This window comes from Candidatus Thiosymbion oneisti (assembly GCF_004359955.1).
Taxonomy (GTDB): domain Bacteria; phylum Pseudomonadota; class Gammaproteobacteria; order Chromatiales; family Chromatiaceae; genus Thiosymbion; species Thiosymbion oneisti.
Window position 1 is genome coordinate 83,502 of sequence record NZ_SMSC01000015.1, and the last position, 20,381, is coordinate 103,882.

Below are 20,381 nucleotides of genomic sequence, written 5' to 3' on the forward strand. Positions count from 1 at the left end.
AGGCTTAGGCGGTATACCTCTGATGGCTGGAAACAGCTCAGCTATGCTCGGCGCACTCAGCGGTATGGGGCGGCTTACGGAGCTGCGCCAACGGTTGCTGTTCGTGCTCGGCGCGCTGCTCGTGTATCGGATCGGCACCTTCATTCCGGTGCCCGGCGTCAATCCGGAGGCCTTGGCCTATCTGTTCGATCAGAACCAAGGCTCGATCCTGGATATGTTCAACATGTTCTCGGGCGGTGCCCTGGAGCGTGCCAGCTTGTTCGCCCTGGGCATCATGCCCTATATCTCGGCCTCCATCATCATGCAGCTGATGACGGCGGTGATTCCGAAGCTGGAGCAGCTCAAGAAGGAAGGCGAGTCGGGACGGCGCAAGATCACCCAATATACGCGCTACGGCACGGTGGCCTTGGCGACCTTCCAGGCCATCGGCATCTCTGTCGCCCTGCAGGGCCAGACCGCAGGGGGCTCGGCAATCGTCGTAACCTCCGGCTACGGATTCGTATTCACGGCGACCGTCTCCCTGGTCACGGGAACCATGTTTCTGATGTGGCTCGGCGAGCAGATCACGGAGCGGGGTATCGGTAACGGCATCTCGCTGATCATCTTCGCCGGTATCGTCGCCGGACTGCCCGCAGCCATCGGCGGTACCCTGGAGCTGGTACGCACCGGCGAGATGAACGCGCTCGCGGTGCTCGCCCTCTTTGTGCTGGCCCTGGGGGTGACCGCCTTTGTCGTCTTCGTCGAACGCGGTCAGCGCCGGATTACGGTCAACTATGCGCGCCGCCAGCAGGGACGCCGGCTGATGGCCGCTCAGAGCACCCACTTGCCCTTGAAGCTGAACATGGCGGGCGTGATCCCGCCCATCTTCGCCTCCAGCATCATCCTGTTTCCCGGTACCCTAGGGCAGTGGTTCGGCCAATCCGAGGACTTCCGCTGGTTGGCCGAGATCACCAGCAAACTCTCCCCCGGCGAGCCGGTGTACGTCATCTTCTATGCCTTGGCCATCATCTTCTTTTGCTTCTTCTACACAGCATTAGTGTTCAACGCCAAGGAGACGGCGGACAATCTGAAGCGGTCCGGGGCCTTCATTCCGGGCATTCGTCCCGGCGAGCAGACGGCGCGGTACATCGACACCGTGATGACACGACTGACGACGGCCGGTGCCATCTACATTACCGCCGTGTGCCTGTTGCCGGAGTTCCTGATCGTGGGTTGGAATGTGCCCTTCTATTTCGGGGGCACCTCGCTGTTGATCGTGGTGGTGGTGGTCATGGATTTCATGGCCCAGATCCAAGCGCACTTGATGTCGCACCAGTACGAGGGCCTGATGAAAAAGGCCAATCTCAAGGCCCCCGGTGCCGGCATGATCCGGTGATGCCCCGGTAAGAACATCACACATTCGGGATTGGAGTGAAGAAATGAAAGTCAGGGCCTCGGTGAAGAAGATATGCCGCAACTGCAAGATCATCCGCCGCCACGGCGTGGTGCGGGTGATCTGTAAGGATCCGCGCCACAAGCAGCGCCAGGGCTGATCAGCTACCAGCTACCAGCTACCAGCTACCAGTCGCCAGCTACCGGCAGTGGAACAGCCCGGTTAAATTGAGCATGGGAAAATCGGTTCGGTCGCTTCGGAGAGATTGTGGATTAGCGGCGATCTGATGGCTGGTAGCTGGAAGCCGGCGACTGGCAGCTTCCTAATTGATTATCCACATACTTTTGGTAACATACTCGGTTTTCGCTGGCCGCACGTAAGCGGAGTTGGAGGCAAGAGCATGGCCCGTATTGCCGGTGTCAACATTCCCGACAAGAAGCACACCGTGATCGCCTTGACGTCGATCTATGGTGTTGGCCGGACCTGTGCGGCGCAGATCTGCGATGCCGCCGGTATCGCCACCGATACCAAGATCAAGGATCTCTCGGAGGGTGAGATCGACAAGCTACGCGCGGAAGTTACCAAGTATACGGTGGAAGGCGACCTGCGCCGTGAGGTCTCCATGAACATCAAGCGCCTGATGGATCTGGGTTGCAACCGGGGGATCCGTCACCGCCGCGGCCTGCCGTTGCGTGGCCAACGCACGCGCACCAATGCCCGTACCCGTAAAGGTCCGCGGCGTCCGATTAAGCGTTAGAAGGGCACCTTGAAAAATAGGTGTTTTCACCATCAAGCAGTACTGATTGGCGATAAAGGGATAAAGGATCATGAAAGCTGAGGTAACAGCAATTATTGAGATGGCTCCGGAAGGAGGTTTCTGGGCGATATGCTCGGAGTTTCCCGGCGCCAACGGTCAAGGAGAAACCTTTGAGAAAACAAAAGAGAATCTCAGGCAAGCTGTTGAGTTGATAGTACAAGATCGAATGGGTGCAGATTAAATCGAACAAAAAGGTAAGGTTTCGTGGAGATTAGGTTTTATACTTCGGTCATCGCCCTCTTGGTTATATTCTTCTCTGCAATGGCATATGCTCGGAGTTTGATAAGTTCAGATCATATGACGGTTGATAGCGTTAATTTGACAGCTCAAGAATTTTTTCGATCATACATGAGTAAAGATGCCAATGAGAGGAAGAATGCCGAACTTTATTTGCTGGGCGTAATGGATACTACGGAGGGGAAGTCTTGGTGTGACTATCGAACCTTTAAAACGGTTACATTACGAGAACGTATTTTCGAGGAGTTCAAAAAGCTGGATAGCAGCCGTTTCAATGAACGTGCGTCCGGCGTTGTCGAAGATATTCTGAGTCGGCGTTATCCCTGTGGAGGGAGGGAATGAAAGTAAATTATGCTCTCCTTAAGAGTAAGCACTATTCATCTGATCGAGTCAGTTCCAACTATATGTCCGGGGAGGATGTTTATAAGGAGATTGGGTATAATCTTGCTGATTTAAAAAAACAAAATCCAGCTTATGAAAATACATGTGCAGTCCGCATGAGTCTCGCATTAATCAAATCCGGTGTAAATTTTACTGGTCGCTTGAAGATTAAAGGTGGCCCCTATAAAGGAAGACGTATCGAGCTAGGTGCAAAGTTATTAGCGGATCAACTTATGAAACCTAATATCTTTGGTAAGCCAGAAGTATATAAACCTTCTGAGTTTATTAAAAATGTGGCAGGTCGGAAAGGAGTGGTTCTTTTTTGGAAAGTTACCGGCTATGGTGGCGGCCATATTGATCTTATTGATGCCTCAAATTCAGTAGCAGTATGTAACTCCAATTGTTACTTTAACTCGAAAGAAATTTGGTTTTGGCCGCTGAAGTAATAAAGTTAACAAAGCACTGTACTTCGATGCCATAGCAATTTACCATATTGCAACGGTAGAAGATAAAGTTAGAGCCGCCGGGAGAGATCATGAAAGCCGAAGTAACGGCAATGAAGAAGAGTGATAACAATACCATCAATGTCTATATTCTGTGGCTGATATTTCTAATCATAGGTGCTTTTTTGGGTAATTCAGCGCACAAAAAATGTCTGACGAATAGTTTAAGCGGACCCTGAAAATGGCAAAACCAACCCGAACCAAGAAGAAGGTCAAAAAGCAAGTGGCGGATGGGATTGCCCATATCCACGCCTCCTTCAACAACACCATCATCACCATCACCGACCGGCAGGGGAATGCCCTGGGTTGGGCGACCGCCGGCGGCTCCGGCTTTCGCGGCTCCAGAAAGAGCACTCCGTTCGCGGCTCAGGTGGCAGCGGATCGGGTCGGTCAAGCGGTCAGAGAATTCGGGCTGAAGAATCTGGACGTCAACGTCAAGGGACCTGGGCCCGGTCGGGAGTCGGCGGTGCGGGCGCTCAATAACGCCGGCTTCAAGATTGCGAGCATTACGGACGTCACCCCGATCCCTCACAATGGTTGTCGGCCGCCGAAGAAGCGGCGCGTATAGGATCTCGATAGGATTTAAGAAGATGGCAAGGTACACCGGTCCTACCTGTAAATTGGCACGGCGCGAGGGCACTGACCTGGCGTTGAAGAGCCGCGCCCGTTCGCTGGATAGCAAGTGCAATCTGGAAAAGGTTCCGGGCCAGGCCAGCGAAAGACGGCGCCGGATCTCCGACTATGGCCTGCAGCTGCGTGAGAAACAGAAGGTACGCCGCATCTATGGCGTGATGGAGAAGCAATTTCGCAACTACTACAAGCAGGCGGCCGGCGCTAAGGGCGCCACCGGTGAGAACCTGTTGCGATTGCTCGAGCGTCGCCTCGACAATGTCGTCTACCGGATGGGATTCGGATCCACCCGGGCGGAGGCGCGGCAATTGGTGAGTCACAAGGGCATCCTGGTCAATGGGAAGCGTATCAATGTGCCGTCCTTTCAAGTCAGCGAAGCGGATCAGATCGAGGTTCGAGAGCAGGCCAAGAAGCAGGTTCGTATCCAAAATGCAATTGCCTTGGCCGAGCAGTATGGATTCGCGGATTGGATCGAGGTTGACACCAACGCGCTGAAGGGGGTCTTCAAACGGCTCCCGGACCGCGAGGATCTCCCGTCGGAGATCAACGAATCACTTATCGTGGAGTTGTACTCCAAGTAAGGAAACGCAGGGGGTCCTTGCATGGCTGATGCTGTTGGCGACTTTCTCAAACCGCGTATCGTAAAGGTCGAGCAGGTCGATGGGAGGCGCAGTCACGCGCGCATCTCGTTAGAGCCGCTTGAACGCGGTTTCGGCCATACCCTGGGTAATGCGCTGCGCCGTATCCTGCTCTCTTCGATCGCCGGTTGTGCGGTTACGGAGGTGGAGATTCAGGACGTGCTCCACGAGTACACGACGCTGGAAGGGGTCCAGGAAGACGTACTGGAGATCCTGCTCAACCTCAAGGAGGTTGCCATTTCCCTCGCGGGCAAGGACGAGGCGACCTTCACGCTCTCCAAACCCGGGCCGGGCCCGGTAACCGCCGGTGACATCACCCTCGATCACAGCGCAGAGATTGCCAATCCGGAGCTGGTCATCGCCAACCTTACCGGCGCGAATGAGCTCAGCATGACCTTGACCGTGCGTCGCGGTCGCGGCTACGAGCCGGCTACCCAGCGGGAGGTCGAGGCGGGAAACGAGCGCCCTATCGGCAAGCTGCCTCTGGATGCTTCCTTCAGTCCGGTGCGCCGGGTCGCCATCGACGTCCAGTCCGCCCGCGTCGAGCAACGGACTGACATGGACCGCCTGGTGATCGACCTGGAGACCAATGGTACCATCGATCCGAAGGGGGCGATCCAGAAGGCGGCGGCCATTCTTCAGGACCAGCTTTCCAGCTTCATTGTCCTGGAAGGTACCCGACCCGTCGACGAGGGCACCAAGGACAAGTCCCGGCAACCGTCGATCGACCCGATTTTGCTGCGGCCGGTGGACGATCTGGAGCTCACCGTGCGCTCGGCGAACTGCCTCAAGGCGGAGAACATCTATCTGATCGGGGACCTGATTCAGCGCACCGAGGTCGAGCTGCTCAAGACCCCGAATCTCGGCAAAAAATCCCTTACCGAGATCAAGGATGTGCTCGCCACGCGTGGCCTGTCCCTCGGCATGCGACTGGAGAACTGGCCGCCGGAGAATGTCGAGGAGTTCGTCGTCAAATAGATTCGGGAAGAACCCATGCGTCATCGCAAGGCCGGAAGGCATCTCAATCGTACCAGCTCGCACCGCAATGCCATGTTCAGAAACATGGCCAACTCACTGTTTCGCCATGAGCTCATCAAGACCACGCTAGCCAAGGCGAAGGAACTGCGGCGAGTGGCCGAGCCTCTGATTACCTTGGCCAAGACCGATTCCGTGCACAAGCGGCGTCTGGCTTTTGCGCGTCTGCGTGATAAAGAGGCGGTCGGCAAGCTTTTCGTCGAGCTGGGCCCGCGTTACCAGGCCCGCCCCGGCGGATACCTGCGCATCTTGAAATGTGGCTTTCGCGCCGGAGACGCGGCCCCCATGGCCTATGTGGAGCTGGTGGACCGTCCGCGCTCGGAGTCCGGCGAGAGCGACGAGGATTGAGTTTTTAGATCCGCAGATTACGCAGATTTTCACAGATTAGTCGAAAAGAAAGTTATAGGCGCCTTCCTGGTCGATTTTGTCTATCACATGCAACCGATCGATCGGATTGCACTGGTAACGGATTTCGGTGTGGGCAGTCCTTACGTGGGCCAGATGAAGCTGCGCCTCTCAGGATTGCTCCCACAGGTCCCGGTCATCGACCTGATTTCCGATCTTGCACCCTTCCGTGCCGACCTGGCCGCCTATCTCCTGCCTGCTCTGGTACGGGACATGCCAGCCCGTACCCTCTATCTCTGTGTGGTCGATCCCGGCGTCGGTGGTGAGCGTTCGGCGCTTGCCATCGAGGCCGATGGGGACTGGTACGTCGGCCCGGACAACGGCCTTCTGGCCTTGGTTGCCCGACGCGCGGACCAGGTGCGGGTTCTGCGGGTGGATTGGCGTCCCGAGGTTCTCTCGGCGAGCTTCCACGGTCGAGACCTGTTCGCGCCCATTGCAGCCAGCTTGTGCGACGGCAAGCTCCCGCGCTACACCGAGCTCGACGGGGGTCTATTGATCGGAAACGATTGGCCGAATGCGCTCGCCAAAGTGGTCTATGCAGACAGATACGGCAACCTGATCACCGGGATTCAAGCCGCTGACCTGGACCGGGACGCGCGACTGAGGGTCGGCGGACGGGACATCACCTATGCACGCACCTTCTGCGCCGTACCTCCCGGGCAGGCGTTTTGGTACGAGGACGCCTTTGGTCTCGTGGAGCTGGCAGTCAATCAAGGGGATGCACGCCGTACCCTCGGACTCGACCTCGGAGATCGGATCGAGCTTTCACGGCATTAGGGGCGGTTGACATTGATCTGAGCGCGGGCAATTGCGAGGGTTCAGAACAGCGACCGCAGATCCAACTCGCTGTCGGGCAGCGCGGCGATGGTGACATGTGATAGGTCCTGCACCTGAAACCTCGTTCGGTACGACCCGTTCTCCGGGTCCCGATGCACAATCAGTGCTTTGCCTACCACATCGACGAGCCAGACCTCCGGGATCGCGAAGCGGGCGTAGAGAGGGAGCTTGCGGTCACGGTCGTGGGCCAGGGTGCTGTCCGCCACCTCGACCAGCACTAGGATATCCTCCGGTCTCGGATGGGCCTGCTCATAGAAATCCTCTTGCCAGCGCAGCAGCGCCAGATCCGGTTGGGGGGCTGAGAGATCACCGAGCACCGTGGGATTTTGTACTGAGACGATGGCCTGATCGCCGATTATCCGGGAGAAGAGCCGGTTGAGGCGTATGACCTTACTGGAATGTGAGGGACCGATGGGGGGCATATCGAACAGCTCGCCTTCTATCAGCTCGCAGCGTGCCTCGGGATCCAAGACCCCAGTCTCTCCCATGCGGAAGTACTCCCGGACAGAGATCAGGTGACGTTGCGGGAGCTGAGCGGCCGAGTTGAGCATGGTGAGGGACCTAGTAATTGGGTTGGTTCAGAACACCAAGCAACGGGTTGTTTTTTCGTTTGTGGGAGCAAGTCTTGGCGCTCTGGTGTTACGCAACAAAAGACCTGGTTGAGTATAGAAAAAGTAATCCGGTCGGTCCAATAAGGAGGGTGTCGCAAAAGGCACCGATCTTCGCCCTTTGACCCCCTCTCGCCTTTTAACCCCCTCTCCCCAACCCCTCTCCCGGCGGGAGAGGGGCTTTTGCGACACCCTCATAAGGCCATGGGACAGCTCACGTGGTCGATGAGATGGCTTCTCCCGCTTCCTAACCTGGATCTAGTAAAAGATACATTGGTGACGATAAAAACTGGTGACTGAGAGGCTGTCTAAAAACTAAAAAACTAACACATTGATTTTCGGCTGGCTCCCCACGCTCCAGCGTGGGAGCAGATCCCGACGCTCCAGCGTCGATTAAGCGCCTCGGTAGGCTAACCGCCAACGCCTATCAGTACAGAGGAGCTGCGTCCGCGGGAGCGGACAAGATGGCGTAAAAGTGGCGACTGAAAATTATACCTGCTGCCTTGAACGGAAAGACCATTGATCTATCCGATTATCCAAATACCCGATGACGCCGGGGAGAAGGTCGAACAGCAGGGGACGAAACGCAAATTCTGGTATGCGGGGGATACCCTGCTCTTCAAGGAGGGGCGCCCGGGAACCGGCGAAAACTGGGCGGAGAAGGTTGCCTGCGAGATTTGTGCCCTGCTCGAGATTCCTCATGCCCATTATGAGTTCGCCACCTCGCAAGGACGCGAGGGCGTCGTCACCAAGTCTTTTCTGCCTGCAGGCTGTGAATATGTAACGGCGAACGCTATCCTGTCCAGGCTGAAGCCAGCGTACAAGGATCAAAGGCTTTACCAAGCCCGGCAACACACGGTGCGCGTCTTCTTAGCCCTCGGCGCGAACTCGCCGTTTGGATTTCCGGTTGAGCTTCCGGTTGGATATGCTGCGCCCTCGTCCATTGGACGGGCCGATGATCTGATGGTCGGGTATCTGGTGCTCGATGCCCTGATCGGCAACTCGGACCGACACGATGAGAATTGGGGTTTCATCAGCTGCGGTGGATCTCCTTCGCACGTCATGTTAGCCCCGACCTTCGACCATGCGTCGAGTCTCGGGTGGAATGAGACCGACGAGAATCGACTCAAACGACTGATGACTCAGGATCGCGGCGGTTCGGTTGAAGCCTATGCCACGCGGGCGCTCCGGGTTTTTCGAGACCCCCACGGCACGTCGGACCATGACCACCCTGGATGCCTTCACGGCGGCTGCAAAGATGCGTCCGGCGGTTGCCTGCTACTGGCTCAAAGTGCTGTCCGGCCTGAGCATGTCGGACTTCGAGTCCATCTTTGTGCAGGTGCCCTCACACCTGATCACGACACCGGCAAGAGATTTTGCCTTACGGATGTTGGAGGCCAATAAGCGTCGATTACTGGAAGCCGTATCGAGGAGGAGATAACGATGAACGTGCTCTTTGTGGCCTGGCAAGACCCGGAAACCCGTCGCTGGTGGCCTGTCGGGCGACTATCCCGTGAAGACGGCGATTACCATTTTGTCTACACGAGAGGCGCGGAGGCAGCCGAACGCTTCGTGCCGTTCGGCCGCATGACTAACCTCCATGACGTCTATGTCGCTAAAGAACTCTTTCCGTTGTTCGCCAATCGGCTACTACCCAAGTCACGCCCGGAATATAGGGACTTTCTGTGTTGGCTCGGATTGGAAGGATCGGATGACGCCCTGGATCAATTAGCGCGCAGCGGTGGTATACGGGCAACGGATTCGTTGCAGATTTTCCCCTCTCCCGAGCCGACCCCGGACAATCACTATGCGGTCGAGTATTTCAGCCATGGTATTCGATATATGCCCCCGACAAGTCGAGAGCGGATCGAGACCCTTGACCCCGGAGAATGGCTCTATTTGATGCGGGATATCCAAAACCCGTTCGATGATGATGCAATGCTGATGCGGACGGGTGATCCCATCTTGGGCGTAGGGTATTGTCCTAGATTCTATTCCGCGGACTTTACCAAGCTCCTGGATCTGATAGGCAAAGACCAGGTTCAGGTAACCATAGTCGCGGTGAATCCGGATGCGCCCTTACAGTTTCGGCTGCGTTGCCGCTTGACCGCTCCCTGGCCCGCCGGCTTCGGCGCCTGCCGGCAGGAAACATTTGAGCCGCTGGCGGCCGAAACGTCGGGATCGATCTGATTAGAGGGTATCTGTGCAAGCGGATGACCACGAACCGCACCCCCGGCTCCTGCCATGCCCGCAGTTTGCGGGGAATGCTCAGTTCGAGAAGGTAAACACGTCGAACAGCGTCGACTTGCCCGATCCGTTGGCCCCCACGACCACAGTCATAGGTGGCAGGTCCCTCACCGCTGTATGGCGGAAGAGCCGGTAGTTCTTGATTTCGATGCTTTCGATTTGCACGGTTCAGTCCCGGATCCTGTTGACATTTAAGAAGACCTCGGGACAGTTTGAACCGCAAAGGCGCAGAGATAAAATAGCCGGACTCGATGTGGGTGCGGCGGATCCTGACCAGGCGCTGCCTGCGGTGTCCTCCTCACCGGTCGCTCCGGACGACCCGAATCTCGACGAACGCGAGCGGGTTATCGCCGCCTTGGAAGCGGCTGGCTGGGTCCAGGCCAAGGCCGCCAGGCTACTCGGCATGACCCCGCGGCAGATCGCCTATCGCATCACTCTCCCGCTTCTATGTGGACGACCCGGGAGACCCGAAAGCCGCCAGGCAGAGTCCCATCGCCCGCCGCATTATTACCGAGAGTCCGAGCCTGTTCGTTCCCATCACCGTGGTACTGGAGCTGGAATGGGTCCTGCGGGCCTTCTACGGCTTTGACGCAGCACAAGTCGTCCGCGTGAACACCTGCTCGGGCTTCAACACGTTAACACCGAAGAGGCCGAACGCATCGCCGTGGCGTTTCCCCTCATGACTCAAGGAATAGACTTCGCGGACGCCTTACACCTGAAAGGCAGCGCCCATTGTACGGCGTTGTATACCTTCGACGACCGCAGGTTCGCGCAGCGTGCTGGCCGGCTCACAGACGGCACTCGCGTGATTGTACCGACCTAAAGGACTGTCGTGACGGGTGGGGAACACTGAGGTGTCGGATGCGCCGGAATTTCCCGGCCCTGGCGGCGCGCAACGTCAAGAACATGAAATGGAAGCGCTTTCTCTATAAGCAGCTATGCGAAACGGAAGGTATCTACAGCTGCCGCGCACCTTCCTGCAGGGTCTGCAGCGACTATTGCACCTGTTTCGGACCTGAGGCTTGAACCGCGGTTGTTTCCGGCTATACCTGTCACCCATGCTGGAAACATACATCTCTCACTATATCGCTGATTCTGGGCAGGGGATCTGAATGATTACGCGCGCATAGAATTAAGCCTGCTGCACCAGAGCACAACTGCTGAGTTTGCAGGAAGCATGCCGTCCAGGGGTTCATCTGCGTGGACAGTTAGCAATACTGTGTCGCTGTCCACCATAAGAGCCATCAGTGGAGCAGGGTGATTGGAGATATTTACTGCCACTGTCAGGCATCCCTTTGTATTGGTGCGTTCATATGCTACCAATTGTTCCCCCGCGTCGAGCATGCAAGTATCGCCCAATTCGGCGGAGGTAAAACATTGTCGCAACCTTAGCAGCCAACGGACCAGAACCGCCGTCTCTGTTTGACCAGACAGAGGTGGCATAGGCATTCGGTCCGGCCAGGCGTTTTCCTTTTCAGATCTTGCAACCCTGCTCGTGATGGCCTGCTCAGTTCCGTAATAGAACCACACTGGCTCTGGACGGAGCAGCAAGTAGGTCAGTGCTAGGCGAAGCCGCACGTAGAAATAGGCTTGCGTCACGAACCTATTCGTGTCGTGATTGTCCAGAAACTGCAGTCGGTAGCTTTCCAGCCTCGGACCTTGACGAAACTCGGTGATGCGCGCAAGTTCTGTAAATTCTTTGGCCGTAAGCTGCCTCAGTGCAAAAGCACGGATGATAAGCTCATGGGTTGTAAAGTCTGTAGCGGCATCTGCGCCACCGTTACCTAGATAGCGAATAATCTGGTCTGTCACGCACTCGGCAATCAGCGCCACCTGTGGGTTCAATTTGCGAACGCGGTGACGAAGCGTTCGCCACAGCTCGTCCGGGGCTTCCTCAGCAGCGTCCAATCTCAACCCGTCAACGCCTCGCCGGATCCACTGTTCGGCCACGGCGATGATATGTTCCCTGAGCGTGTCGCAGCTCAAATCAAGTAACGGCAGGCCACGATTTCGAGGGTAATGGGCATAGGACTCCGGGTCGTCCAGGGAAACCGGGAATCGGTTGACTCTGAACCAGGACCGGTACTTGGAGGATTCCTGATAGGAGAGCAAATCCCGGAAGGCCGGATGTGACCAATGACAGTGCGTGAAAGCGGCATCCAGAATCAGCTTAACTCCTCGGCAATGGCATGCCTCTATGAGTCGGTCTAAGTCTTTCTCTACGCCTAAGCGGGGATCTACTCGAGTAAAGTCGTGGGCATCGTATCGATGAGGCGAATTGGACAGATAGATTGGCGTCAAAGCAATGGCATTCACTCCCAGATCGCACAGATATCCCAAAGACTCCCTGACGCCATCAAGGTTACCGCCATAGATCACATTCCGTGTTGAGAGGATGTCTCTTAGTTGGGCTCGCGCATCTGGAGGCGAGCTTGATCCCCGAAACCACCGATCTAAAAAGATCGAGTAGATGAGTGCTCCTTTCATCCACTCCGGCCCAGGTGGTTCCTCTGGTTTCGGTAGTGAGAACTCGGAATACCCCCCAAAGGAAGCCTTCGTTGCATCCTGAGGCACTGTGTCTTGAAACTGGAGGAAAACGCGATTGGCCCGTCGAATGTGCACACGGCACTTTAAATGTCCGCAAATGGATCCCCCTTCTGTGAGTAACCTGATCTGATCTGGCTGTCTGGCACCGGTTTCTGTCTCAACGTTTACCGTGAGCACTCTATCAGAATCCATCACCCAACACCGGCGGCAGGGAGCAAAGAAAAGCGGCGGTTCGCTACCGCCGACCACACGGGTGCTATTGCCGAAGTCCAGAACGTGGTCAGTCCATGGGTTCTCGGGGTCACTCAACCACTGGCTCTCATCGACTCGAATCTTGTAAGAATAGATACCTGAGCTCAGTTCAAGTGAAAGGCTATAGTGTCCAGGCTCTGTCTCATGCATCCGGTGAAGTACCTTCCAGGTGGGAAACTCGCCCACCACTTCCACCTTTTTTCCTGGGCTTCCGGACCAGCGGAAATCGACTTGCATTTGCTTTCCCCCACCTTCGTTGCTAGAGGCACGTCACTTGGCCTTGGCAGATTCGCCGGTTGCGAACAATTCTCCGCCAGCCCTGGAACTCAGCTCCGTTCCAGAGATCCAGAAGGTTCAGTTCCAGGAGATTGCCTGCTCCCCGGTGGTGAAAGCTGCGCGGCTTCACGGTTCCATCCGGCTCCACATAGATAGTGTCATAAGGAGCCTGGCAGGGATTGATTGCTATAGAATTGGCGTAGTCATCTGCATTGCTGAACTCTACCATTTTGGAGTCAAAGGCCATACGACACTTGAAAACCTGCATGGTAGCTGTATGGTCGACGAAGCGGAGTCCCAGTTGCTTTGAGCGGTCTGCAAAGGCCTTCAGCGCTGGGTAGAATATCGCACCTGGGAGATCACCCAGCTCTGCTGCGCAGGGATTCACAGGGCATACCTCCTCTAGCTTTATGTAGTCTAGCCCCCATTCGTGGGCTCGATCAGGAAGGACTGAGAGCTCATGGAGGTTCTTGTGCGTAACCGTCCAGCTAATGCCGATTCGCGTCTTCAGCCCCTCCTGGCGTCTTAACGAGCACAATTCGCGAATCTTTTCTCCCAGTTCGTGAATGCTTGAACCCCTTCGCAGCCAGTCGTGAGACTCCGGGGTCAGTCCATCTACACTGAACATCCAGGACCGCACCCCATGCTGAACAGCACGTCGGAAAAATTGCGCATCCACAACTTTACCGTTGCTCATTAGATGCACTACAGGACGTTGGTCCTCGGGTATCTTGGCGATAATTCGCAGCAAAGGCCAAAACGCTCGGGAGAAGGTCGGCTCACCAGCGTGAGAGAGAGAAATATAGGACGCGTTAAGCAAATGCGGCCCAAGCTTCTGCAGTACCACACCAGATAGATCCCGTGCCTCTTGGGATGCGGTTCTTCGCGGGGCATCATTGATGCAGTGCCGGCAGCGCAACTGACAGCGTTCGGTCAGATTCAGATAAAAGCGAAGCGGAGGGGCCAAGCAAAAAAGTGACCCCTCCCGAAACGCCTCTTCATGCCCATTCACGGCGGATTAGGGAAGACTTATGGACTTCCCGGCGTCCCTAGGTCAGCGTCTGGTACCTCGAAATTTAGACAACTCTTCCCATCCCGATTAATCCACTGGGACTCATTTCCCAGGGTAAGGGCGGCGTAGAAACTGATGCCTCCGGTTCCCTTGGCCAACTTTCGCAGATCGTCTATATCCACACCAGCAACGAGCTGGTTCGGGTAGGTTATTCCAATAATGACTGGAGAAGCGGGGGGGCTGAATTCGCACAGTTGTTTGCGGTGAAAAGGTCATGGCCAGAAATCGCTTCTCAGGCTCGATATTACCTGGAAACGCCGGGAAATCTTTGGGGCCTACCACCAACCTGGCATCATTCAGGTTATCCAGCAAATAATCCTTGTCAATGCGATCCAGAACGAAATCGAAAAGGAAAAGTTCTTTATCGTTTGGGATCATGCGACGTCCGGTCTTTACGTGGCCGGCACCTATGCCTGTAATGTTGAAGTCACCACGCCAGTCGTTGGTGTATATCTGGTAGCTGACCATGGCTTCCCAACTGTCCACATAGTCCTGGCGGATCTTTTGCTGAACCCCTAAAAATTCAAGGACATCTCCTAAATCCTCTGGAACAAAACCATCGGCTTCAGGAACTTTCCTTACATAGAGTTCGGCAAGTTCATCTGCTGTGAGATAACCTTTGTTGCCTTGGTCGTATTCCTTGGCCAAAGCCTCCTTGGCGGGAGAAACATTGGAGACAGGGAACTGTGTCACAGGAAAGAATTTTTTCATTGTTCACCTCATCAATAATTATCGTGATTACCCACTTCCCCTACCAACTAAGCAACAGCAAGAGAAGAAACACTTAACGCAAGCTGACAGAGACATTCTGTCCGCGTTTACGAAAAGTTGAGATAACCGCCTGGATACGGGTGTAGACACAAGTTACAGCCGATTCCAAAATTATACCACACAATAGCCCTCGACTATCCTCTATATTAAGCTCAGCCCGCGTAGATACTCTGTTCCACTGCAAGTCCAATGTGCCTCCTTATCCCAAAAGGTTGGTATACGGTTAGCTCCTCCACCCCCAATATCTTGTGGTCTCACCAATAGTAACCACAATATTTTGTGTCAGGAGGAGCTAACCGTATACCCACTTCCCAAAAAATTCACCTCCGGTGCATAAATTGGACTAATCAGGCAGTCGTTTCGGCCGGCGAGTAGAAACGGCTGCTATCGAAAGGCCTGCGATTTTTGAGCATGGCCGGGATAGCGAGCAGGAGCTTACGCATGACGGCACAGACGGCCTGGATCTTCTTGAGGCCGCGGGTGTCGATGAGGTGGTGGTAGTAAGCCCTGACCTTGGGATCGTGACGCGAGGCGCTGAGCGTGGGCATATAAAGGGCGATGCGCAAGTAGCGGTTTCCGGCTTTGGACCAGCGGGGCTTTTTGTTGACGCTGGTGCCGGACTGCTGTGCGCGGGGATCGAGGCCAGTCATGGCAACCCCTTGCTTGGCACTCATGTCCTCGGGCAAGACCAGCAATTCGCCCAGGAGTTGGATGGCACTGGCGGCGGCGATACCGGTGACGCTGATGAGCAATTCGAGGCTCTCCTGAAGTTTCTCATTGGCGGCGATGAGGTCTAACACCTGTCGGCGCAGGTGCTCGATCTGGGCGTCGAAGTGTTCGATGCTGCATTGGAGAGCGGCGATCAGGAAATCGGGCGTCATGGCCGTTTGCTGGGCCGCATGAAGTTGGTTCTTGGTCTGGGTCTGGAGCTTGTTAAGCGCCGCAATGCGGCGCGCGCAGGCCCGGATCGCCAGGGCCAGTGCGTCGGGGCGCTGCCAAGGCTGGAAGGGCATGCGGTGGGCAAACTCGGCCAGGACCGCGGCATCGACGGCATCGGTTTTGGTGCGCGACTGCATGGCTTCGGCGAAGCGTTTGGCGGCCTTGGGGTTGATCACCATGACCGCGAATCCGGCGTCCTCCAGGGCCAGATCGAGGTGGTAGAGGCCTGTCGCCTCCAGACAGACGCGACTGACCTGAGCCTTACGCAAGCAGTTGATCAGGGCCGCGTGCCCCTGGGGGGTGTTCTTGAATTCGCGGGCTTTTCCCATCTGGCCATCACGGCTGATGACCAAGGTAACGATTTGGTAGCTGACATCGATTCCGGCGACCTTCCTGTTTGTTTCTCCACTCAGTAACAACCGGTTAGGAGAGCGACCTGGTTCCCCGACCCTGGCCCCTCGCCTACCGACCTTATCTATGCAGGCTCAAGAGCTTCGCTCACGGCCTCGGATACGCTCCGGTATTGGCGAAGCGGGCGGGGAGCCAATCTATGTCCAGGCTCGCGGCCTCAGGTTGGGATGGCTTCCCAGGTACTCTCCATCAAGTCCCTTTATAGCTGATCCTTGGTTCTCCCTTGGAAACAGAACATACAAGGTTGGGGTGAGGGACGAACCCCAACCTACGCGCTACGCACTTCGCCTGACGGCTCTGCGTGTGGATACGATTTTGGCACGGAATGTATGCCGGGCGTCGGGTGGGCTGTGCCCGCCATCACGGCGGGCACCTGACAGCTCTATCATCCCGAGCGCAGCGTTCGTTGGGGAGTAGCCCCATTCCGAATGGTTTTGCGCGCCCGGAAGGACCGGACGTGTTGCGTTTCGACGCCTACAGGCCCGTTGATCACCGAAGCCTCTGTGCCGGCGTCTCAACGCAACCTACACCCATGGTTCCGCCGTGCTGCCCGGACGCGCGGACCTTGCATGGGGTGTAGATTGCGTTAGCCGCGCGGGGAGACGCTTAGGGGTGGCACGGCCTCGAACGCGGCGTAACGCAACACCTCCGGTCCCCCAAACAGCGCCGAATAATTCAGGATTGCTTGAAGTGCTGCGTGGGCGAGTGGCCCGTGGGCACGCGTCAGTGTTCGAGCTGGTTCACCGCGCCGTGGACGCCTAGATCGCGAGCTGGCCGGAAACGAGCCCTTCAGAGCGCCGCCGACGTGCGATTGAAGCCGCGGGCAGGTTTTCCTCCGGCATGCAAGCTGTCGCCGAGCGGCACGACGCGTATCTTACAAACGCCGGTAGTGGTTAATATTTAAATGATTTGTTGGGCACGCCGCCGTCCAAAGATGCGGTTCGCTGCCTACCTGCCCCGTCCCTGGGGCGGTAGGCAGGCGCTCACCACATCCTACCGGCTTCGCGCTCGTTCCCACGCTCCAGCGTGGGAACGCCGTCTTATCCGCTCCAGCGGACTCAGCTCCTCTGTGCTGATAGGCGTTTACTGAGGCGCTTAATCGACGCTGGAGCGTCGGGATCTGACCAGCCGAATGTTATCTCACGGATTCACGTTTTAGACAGCCTCTAAGCCATTTATTATTCACCTGAAGTCGTGTAATTGTTCAAACCCCCACTGTTTTTGCCATCCGTGGCACTGGATTCCGGCAACCCTTACCGGAATGACGAGGTAGGGGTCGAACGATTACAAGTAGTGGTTAAGGTTTAAATGGAAACATCGCCACTCGCAGTGGGTTGGGCACGCCACACACAGCACCCCCTCTCCCTCCGGGAGAGGGCCGGGGAGAGGGGATCAAACCAAGCAACGGGGCATAATGAACCCTTCTACGCTAACCATTTAAAAATTTACCACTACCCGATTACATACCGGCAAACGCAAGCTGGTCGCCTCACGAGATTCCCAATATTGCCTTCAGGCTCTTTTCCACCGCGGCCATTTCAACCGGCGTAAGGGTAGTCAAAGGTCCATCTCCAATGCGGGCACGGTCCAAGGCCCGGGGTTGGTCCGTTACCACCTGACAGGGCTTGAGCAGTCGATCCCGGGCCGGCACCTGCACCCGCCAGATTTTGAAGGTCGGGTAAATCTTGGTGGTCAACGGCAGCACGATAACCAGCGGCGTGAGCGCTCCACCCAGCCTATCGGTCTGCATGATGACGACTGGCCGGATCTTGCCGATCTCCTGTCCGCGCGGAGGATTGAGATTCGCCGTCCAAACTTCTCCCCGGCGCATCACCTCCACCACTTTTCACCGGATGCTTCCGGTCCGGGTTCGCCGGGACGACGCCCCTCTGTAATGTCCAACGACTCATTGTCGAAGGGTAAGCATTCTTCAGCGATTGCTGTCGCTTCACGTCGGATTTCGGGATCGCCATATGCCTGCTTCGCTTCGGCGACCATGGCTGCCATGAACCTTTCCTGCTCGCGCCGGTGTAGGAACTCACGCAAGGCCTCGCGCACCAACTCGGACCGCGGCTTGCGCTCGATCTTGGCCTCCTCCGCCAGGCGTTGTTCCAACCCTTCGGTCAATCGCAAACTCATCGCACCCATAGCCTAGACCTCACGACACGAATTGTGGTACATAATGTAGCACACAATGGAAGACGAATAGGATTCGATTTACGGAAGCCGGCACAAGATGGACGACGTGCACCAAGATCTCCCCTCCCAAGACCACCCCCCGGAGCAGACCGAGCTCCCCCTGCCTTTCCCGGAGCTCAACCGGGACCTGCCGCTGCTGCCGGCACGCATGGTCAATGAGTACCAATATTGCCCGCGCCTGGCCTATCTGGAGTGGGTACAAGGGGAATGGGAAGACTCCCGCGATACGGTGGAGGGGCGTTACATCCACCGGCGAGTGGACAAGCCCGGAGGCAAGCTGCCCGCACCGCGGGAGGCAGAGGAGCCGGAACCTATCCACGCCCGTTCCATCACCCTGTCGTCCAACCGGCTTGGGCTCATCGCCAAGATGGATCTCGTCGAGGGCGCGGGCGATCACGTGACCCCGGTCGATTACAAGCGCGGCAAGCGCCCGCACGTACCGCGCGGCGCCTACGAGCCGGAACGTGTCCAGCTCTGCGTCCAGGGCATGATCCTGAGCGAGCACGGCTATCGCTGCGAACAGGGGGTGCTCTATTACGCCGCCAGTCGCGAGCGGGTGCCCGTCCTGTTCGACGAGGAACTGCGCCGCACCACCCACAACGCCATCGACGGCCTGCGCCTGATTGCCGCCGGCGGACAGATTCCACCGCCGTTGGCGGACAGCCCCAAGTGTCCCCGCTGTTCCCTGGTGGGTATCTGTCTGCCGGACGAGGTCAACTTTTTCCGCGGCTCCGAGCTGACACCACGTCCCCTCACGGTTGATCGGGGCACCGCCCTGCCGGTCTATGTCCAGACCCACCATGCCAAGATCAGCAAGCGCGGTGAGCGCCTGGATATCTATATCGGCGACGACAAGGTTCAGAGCGTGCGGCTCATCGATGTCTCCCAGGTCGCCGTCTTCGGCAATGTCTACATTACCACGCCCGCCCTGCACGAACTGATGAGACGCAACATCCCCATAAGCTGGCACAGCTTCGGCGGTTGGCTCATGGGGCATACCATCGGCACCGGGCACAAGAACGTGGAGTTGCGCACCGCGCAGTACACGGCGAGCTTCGACCCGGCCCTATGCCTGCGCCTCGCCAAGGGCCTGGTGGAGGCCAAGATCCGCAACGCCCGCACCCTGTTGCGCCGCAACTGGAAGGGACCCGACGCCCCGGATGCCCTGCTCGAAGACCTCCGGGGCGATATCCGTCGGTTGCAGCGAGTCAAAGACCTCCAGGGCCTGCTCGGGATCGAAGGCTCCGCCGCCTCCCGCTACTTCGGCTCCTTCCGCTACCTGATCCGAGACCAGTATCGCAACGAGGCGTTCGGATTCGACTTCAGGACCCGCAACCGCCGTCCCCCGACGGACCCGGTCAACGCCATGCTCTCCTATGCCTACACCCTGCTGGTGCGCACCTGGGTCGTCACCCTGTCGGCCGTCGGCTTCGACCCCTACCGCGGCTTCTACCACCAGCCCAGATACGGACGGCCCGCGTTGGCCCTCGACCTGATGGAGCCGTTCCGACCCCTGATCGCCGATTCGGTCGTGCTCCAGGCCATCAACAATGGTGAGGTTCGGCCCACCGACTTCGTGCAGGCCGCCGGCAGCGTCAATCTCACCAACGACGGCCGCAAGCGGTTCATCGGTACCTTCGAGCGGCGTATGAGCCATGAAGTGACCCATCCGCTGTTCCAGTATCGGGTCAGCTATCGGCGGCTGCTGGAGCTCCAGGCCCGTCTGTTCGGACGTTTCCTGCACGGCGAGCTCGACGCCTACCCCAACTTCACACCGAGGTAACTCATGGACCAAAGGCTCTACATCGTCACCTACGACATCTCGGATCAAGGCCGCTGGCGCCGGATCTTCAAGCTCATGAAAGGCTACGGCGAATGGCTCCAGCTCTCCGTCTTCCAGTGCCGGCTGACCCCTATTCAACACGCCGAATTGATTGCCCTGCTCGACGCCATGATCCATCATTCCGAAGACCACGTGATGCTGCTTGACCTCGGGGTAGCGGATAAGGTGGTGCCCCGAGTCGTCAGTCTCGGGAAAGCGGATTTCACCCCGATCGAGCACGAGCCGGTTATCGTTTGAGGACCCAAGGTAGCTGGCTGGATCGGGCTGTCCGACCTGGTCCGTTCGGGGTAGCCGTCGTGGATGGGGTGGACCCTGTAGACCTGGTGGGGCCAGGATGCCCGATCCGGTCCATGCCCGCTGA

23 protein-coding genes and 2 pseudogenes are annotated in these 20,381 nt (G+C 57.2%); 17 read left to right on the forward strand and 8 right to left on the reverse strand.

From position 1 onward, the window contains the following. Nucleotides 1-43: 43 nt before the first annotated feature. From secY to E1958_RS10545, 11 genes are all read left to right on the forward strand, one after another. On the forward strand, nt 44-1,375 hold the full coding sequence (gene secY / locus E1958_RS10495) for a preprotein translocase subunit SecY (protein WP_424945077.1): 1,332 nt from the start codon (nt 44-46) through the stop codon (nt 1,373-1,375). A gap of 43 nt (nt 1,376-1,418) precedes the next feature. Continuing rightward, nucleotides 1,419-1,532: a 50S ribosomal protein L36 gene (gene rpmJ, locus E1958_RS10500; protein ID WP_089729694.1), complete on the forward strand. Its 114-nt coding sequence runs from the start codon at nt 1,419-1,421 to the stop codon at nt 1,530-1,532. Nucleotides 1,533-1,772: 240 nt separating this feature from the next. Then, on the forward strand, nt 1,773-2,129 hold the full coding sequence (gene rpsM, locus E1958_RS10505) for a 30S ribosomal protein S13 (RefSeq protein WP_089729696.1): 357 nt from the start codon (nt 1,773-1,775) through the stop codon (nt 2,127-2,129). A gap of 70 nt (nt 2,130-2,199) precedes the next feature. Beyond that, nucleotides 2,200-2,370: a type II toxin-antitoxin system HicB family antitoxin gene (locus E1958_RS10510; RefSeq protein ID WP_133511838.1), complete on the forward strand. Its 171-nt coding sequence runs from the start codon at nt 2,200-2,202 to the stop codon at nt 2,368-2,370. A 23-nt stretch (nt 2,371-2,393) separates the two neighbouring features. Beyond that, complete coding sequence (locus E1958_RS10515; RefSeq protein ID WP_133511839.1) at nt 2,394-2,768, forward strand: Rap1a/Tai family immunity protein; 375 nt, start codon at nt 2,394-2,396, stop codon at nt 2,766-2,768. Beyond that, entirely contained in the window at nt 2,765-3,253 is a 489-nt protein-coding gene (locus E1958_RS10520; protein WP_133511840.1) for a T6SS effector amidase Tae4 family protein, read from the forward strand. The genes E1958_RS10515 and E1958_RS10520 overlap by 4 nt, the downstream gene beginning before the upstream one ends. A gap of 238 nt (nt 3,254-3,491) precedes the next feature. Beyond that, nucleotides 3,492-3,878: a 30S ribosomal protein S11 gene (gene rpsK / locus E1958_RS10525; protein ID WP_089729701.1), complete on the forward strand. Its 387-nt coding sequence runs from the start codon at nt 3,492-3,494 to the stop codon at nt 3,876-3,878. A 22-nt stretch (nt 3,879-3,900) separates the two neighbouring features. Continuing rightward, nucleotides 3,901-4,521: a 30S ribosomal protein S4 gene (gene rpsD, locus E1958_RS10530; RefSeq protein WP_089729703.1), complete on the forward strand. Its 621-nt coding sequence runs from the start codon at nt 3,901-3,903 to the stop codon at nt 4,519-4,521. A 21-nt stretch (nt 4,522-4,542) separates the two neighbouring features. Further along, entirely contained in the window at nt 4,543-5,556 is a 1,014-nt protein-coding gene (locus E1958_RS10535) for a DNA-directed RNA polymerase subunit alpha (RefSeq protein ID WP_089729705.1), read from the forward strand. A gap of 15 nt (nt 5,557-5,571) precedes the next feature. Further along, nucleotides 5,572-5,961 carry a 50S ribosomal protein L17 gene (gene rplQ / locus E1958_RS10540; RefSeq protein WP_089729707.1) on the forward strand — a complete coding sequence of 130 codons (390 nt, stop codon included), beginning with the start codon at nt 5,572-5,574 and terminating at the stop codon, nt 5,959-5,961. Nucleotides 5,962-6,048: 87 nt separating this feature from the next. Continuing rightward, a complete protein-coding gene (locus E1958_RS10545) occupies nt 6,049-6,795 on the forward strand; it encodes an SAM hydrolase/SAM-dependent halogenase family protein (protein WP_133511841.1) in 747 nt (248 codons plus the stop codon). 41 nt (nt 6,796-6,836) lie between these two features. Here E1958_RS10545 and E1958_RS10550 read toward each other — a convergent pair whose 3' ends face one another. Then, on the reverse strand, nt 6,837-7,406 hold the full coding sequence (locus tag E1958_RS10550) for a Uma2 family endonuclease (RefSeq protein ID WP_133511842.1): 570 nt from the start codon (nt 7,404-7,406) through the stop codon (nt 6,837-6,839). A 576-nt stretch (nt 7,407-7,982) separates the two neighbouring features. Between E1958_RS10550 and E1958_RS10555 the strand changes: the two genes are divergently transcribed. Both E1958_RS10555 and E1958_RS10560 read left to right on the forward strand, forming a co-directional pair. Next, the gene (locus E1958_RS10555) at nt 7,983-8,867 is read left to right on the forward strand and encodes a HipA domain-containing protein (RefSeq protein ID WP_133511843.1); all 885 of its coding nucleotides are present in this window, start codon (nt 7,983-7,985) and stop codon (nt 8,865-8,867) included. A gap of 39 nt (nt 8,868-8,906) precedes the next feature. Then, nucleotides 8,907-9,653: an HIRAN domain-containing protein gene (locus E1958_RS10560; protein ID WP_133511844.1), complete on the forward strand. Its 747-nt coding sequence runs from the start codon at nt 8,907-8,909 to the stop codon at nt 9,651-9,653. A gap of 78 nt (nt 9,654-9,731) precedes the next feature. On the opposite strand, the gene E1958_RS10570 is transcribed toward E1958_RS10560, so the two are convergent. Continuing rightward, nucleotides 9,732-9,875 (reverse strand): AAA family ATPase, encoded by a 144-nt coding sequence (locus tag E1958_RS10570; protein ID WP_208108591.1) that lies wholly within the window; start codon nt 9,873-9,875, stop codon nt 9,732-9,734. A gap of 73 nt (nt 9,876-9,948) precedes the next feature. Between E1958_RS10570 and E1958_RS22005 the strand changes: the two are divergent. Further along, nucleotides 9,949-10,143: pseudogene (locus E1958_RS22005) on the forward strand (helix-turn-helix domain-containing protein); the annotation flags it as partial. A 416-nt stretch (nt 10,144-10,559) separates the two neighbouring features. Continuing rightward, nucleotides 10,560-10,736 (forward strand): annotated as a pseudogene (locus E1958_RS10585) (nitrogen fixation protein NifQ); the annotation flags it as partial. Nucleotides 10,737-10,826: 90 nt separating this feature from the next. On the opposite strand, the gene E1958_RS10590 reads toward E1958_RS10585, so the two are convergent. From E1958_RS10590 to E1958_RS10615, 6 genes are all read right to left on the reverse strand, one after another. Beyond that, on the reverse strand, nt 10,827-12,746 hold the full coding sequence (locus E1958_RS10590; protein ID WP_133511845.1) for an alpha-amylase family glycosyl hydrolase: 1,920 nt from the start codon (nt 12,744-12,746) through the stop codon (nt 10,827-10,829). A 22-nt stretch (nt 12,747-12,768) separates the two neighbouring features. Beyond that, nucleotides 12,769-13,797 carry a radical SAM protein gene (locus tag E1958_RS21770; RefSeq protein ID WP_341534743.1) on the reverse strand — a complete coding sequence of 343 codons (1,029 nt, stop codon included), beginning with the start codon at nt 13,795-13,797 and terminating at the stop codon, nt 12,769-12,771. A 102-nt stretch (nt 13,798-13,899) separates the two neighbouring features. Next, on the reverse strand, nt 13,900-14,568 hold the full coding sequence (locus E1958_RS10600) for a hypothetical protein (protein ID WP_133511847.1): 669 nt from the start codon (nt 14,566-14,568) through the stop codon (nt 13,900-13,902). A 407-nt stretch (nt 14,569-14,975) separates the two neighbouring features. Next, nucleotides 14,976-15,986, reverse strand: a complete 1,011-nt coding sequence (locus tag E1958_RS10605) for an IS110 family RNA-guided transposase (protein WP_207787690.1) — start codon at nt 15,984-15,986, stop codon at nt 14,976-14,978. A 1,481-nt stretch (nt 15,987-17,467) separates the two neighbouring features. Then, nucleotides 17,468-17,809, reverse strand: a complete 342-nt coding sequence (locus tag E1958_RS10610) for a type II toxin-antitoxin system PemK/MazF family toxin (RefSeq protein WP_176722309.1) — start codon at nt 17,807-17,809, stop codon at nt 17,468-17,470. Then, on the reverse strand, nt 17,809-18,117 hold the full coding sequence (locus tag E1958_RS10615) for a ribbon-helix-helix domain-containing protein (RefSeq protein WP_243448375.1): 309 nt from the start codon (nt 18,115-18,117) through the stop codon (nt 17,809-17,811). Before E1958_RS10615 ends, E1958_RS10610 begins: the two co-directional genes overlap by 1 nt. A 106-nt stretch (nt 18,118-18,223) precedes the next feature. Between E1958_RS10615 and cas4g/cas1g the strand changes: the two genes are divergently transcribed. Continuing rightward, on the forward strand, nt 18,224-19,960 hold the full coding sequence (gene cas4g/cas1g, locus E1958_RS10620; RefSeq protein ID WP_243725258.1) for a CRISPR-associated endonuclease Cas4g/Cas1g: 1,737 nt from the start codon (nt 18,224-18,226) through the stop codon (nt 19,958-19,960). Nucleotides 19,961-19,963: 3 nt separating this feature from the next. After that, entirely contained in the window at nt 19,964-20,257 is a 294-nt protein-coding gene (gene cas2 / locus E1958_RS10625; protein ID WP_089725087.1) for a CRISPR-associated endonuclease Cas2, read from the forward strand. Nucleotides 20,258-20,381 lie beyond the last annotated feature (124 nt).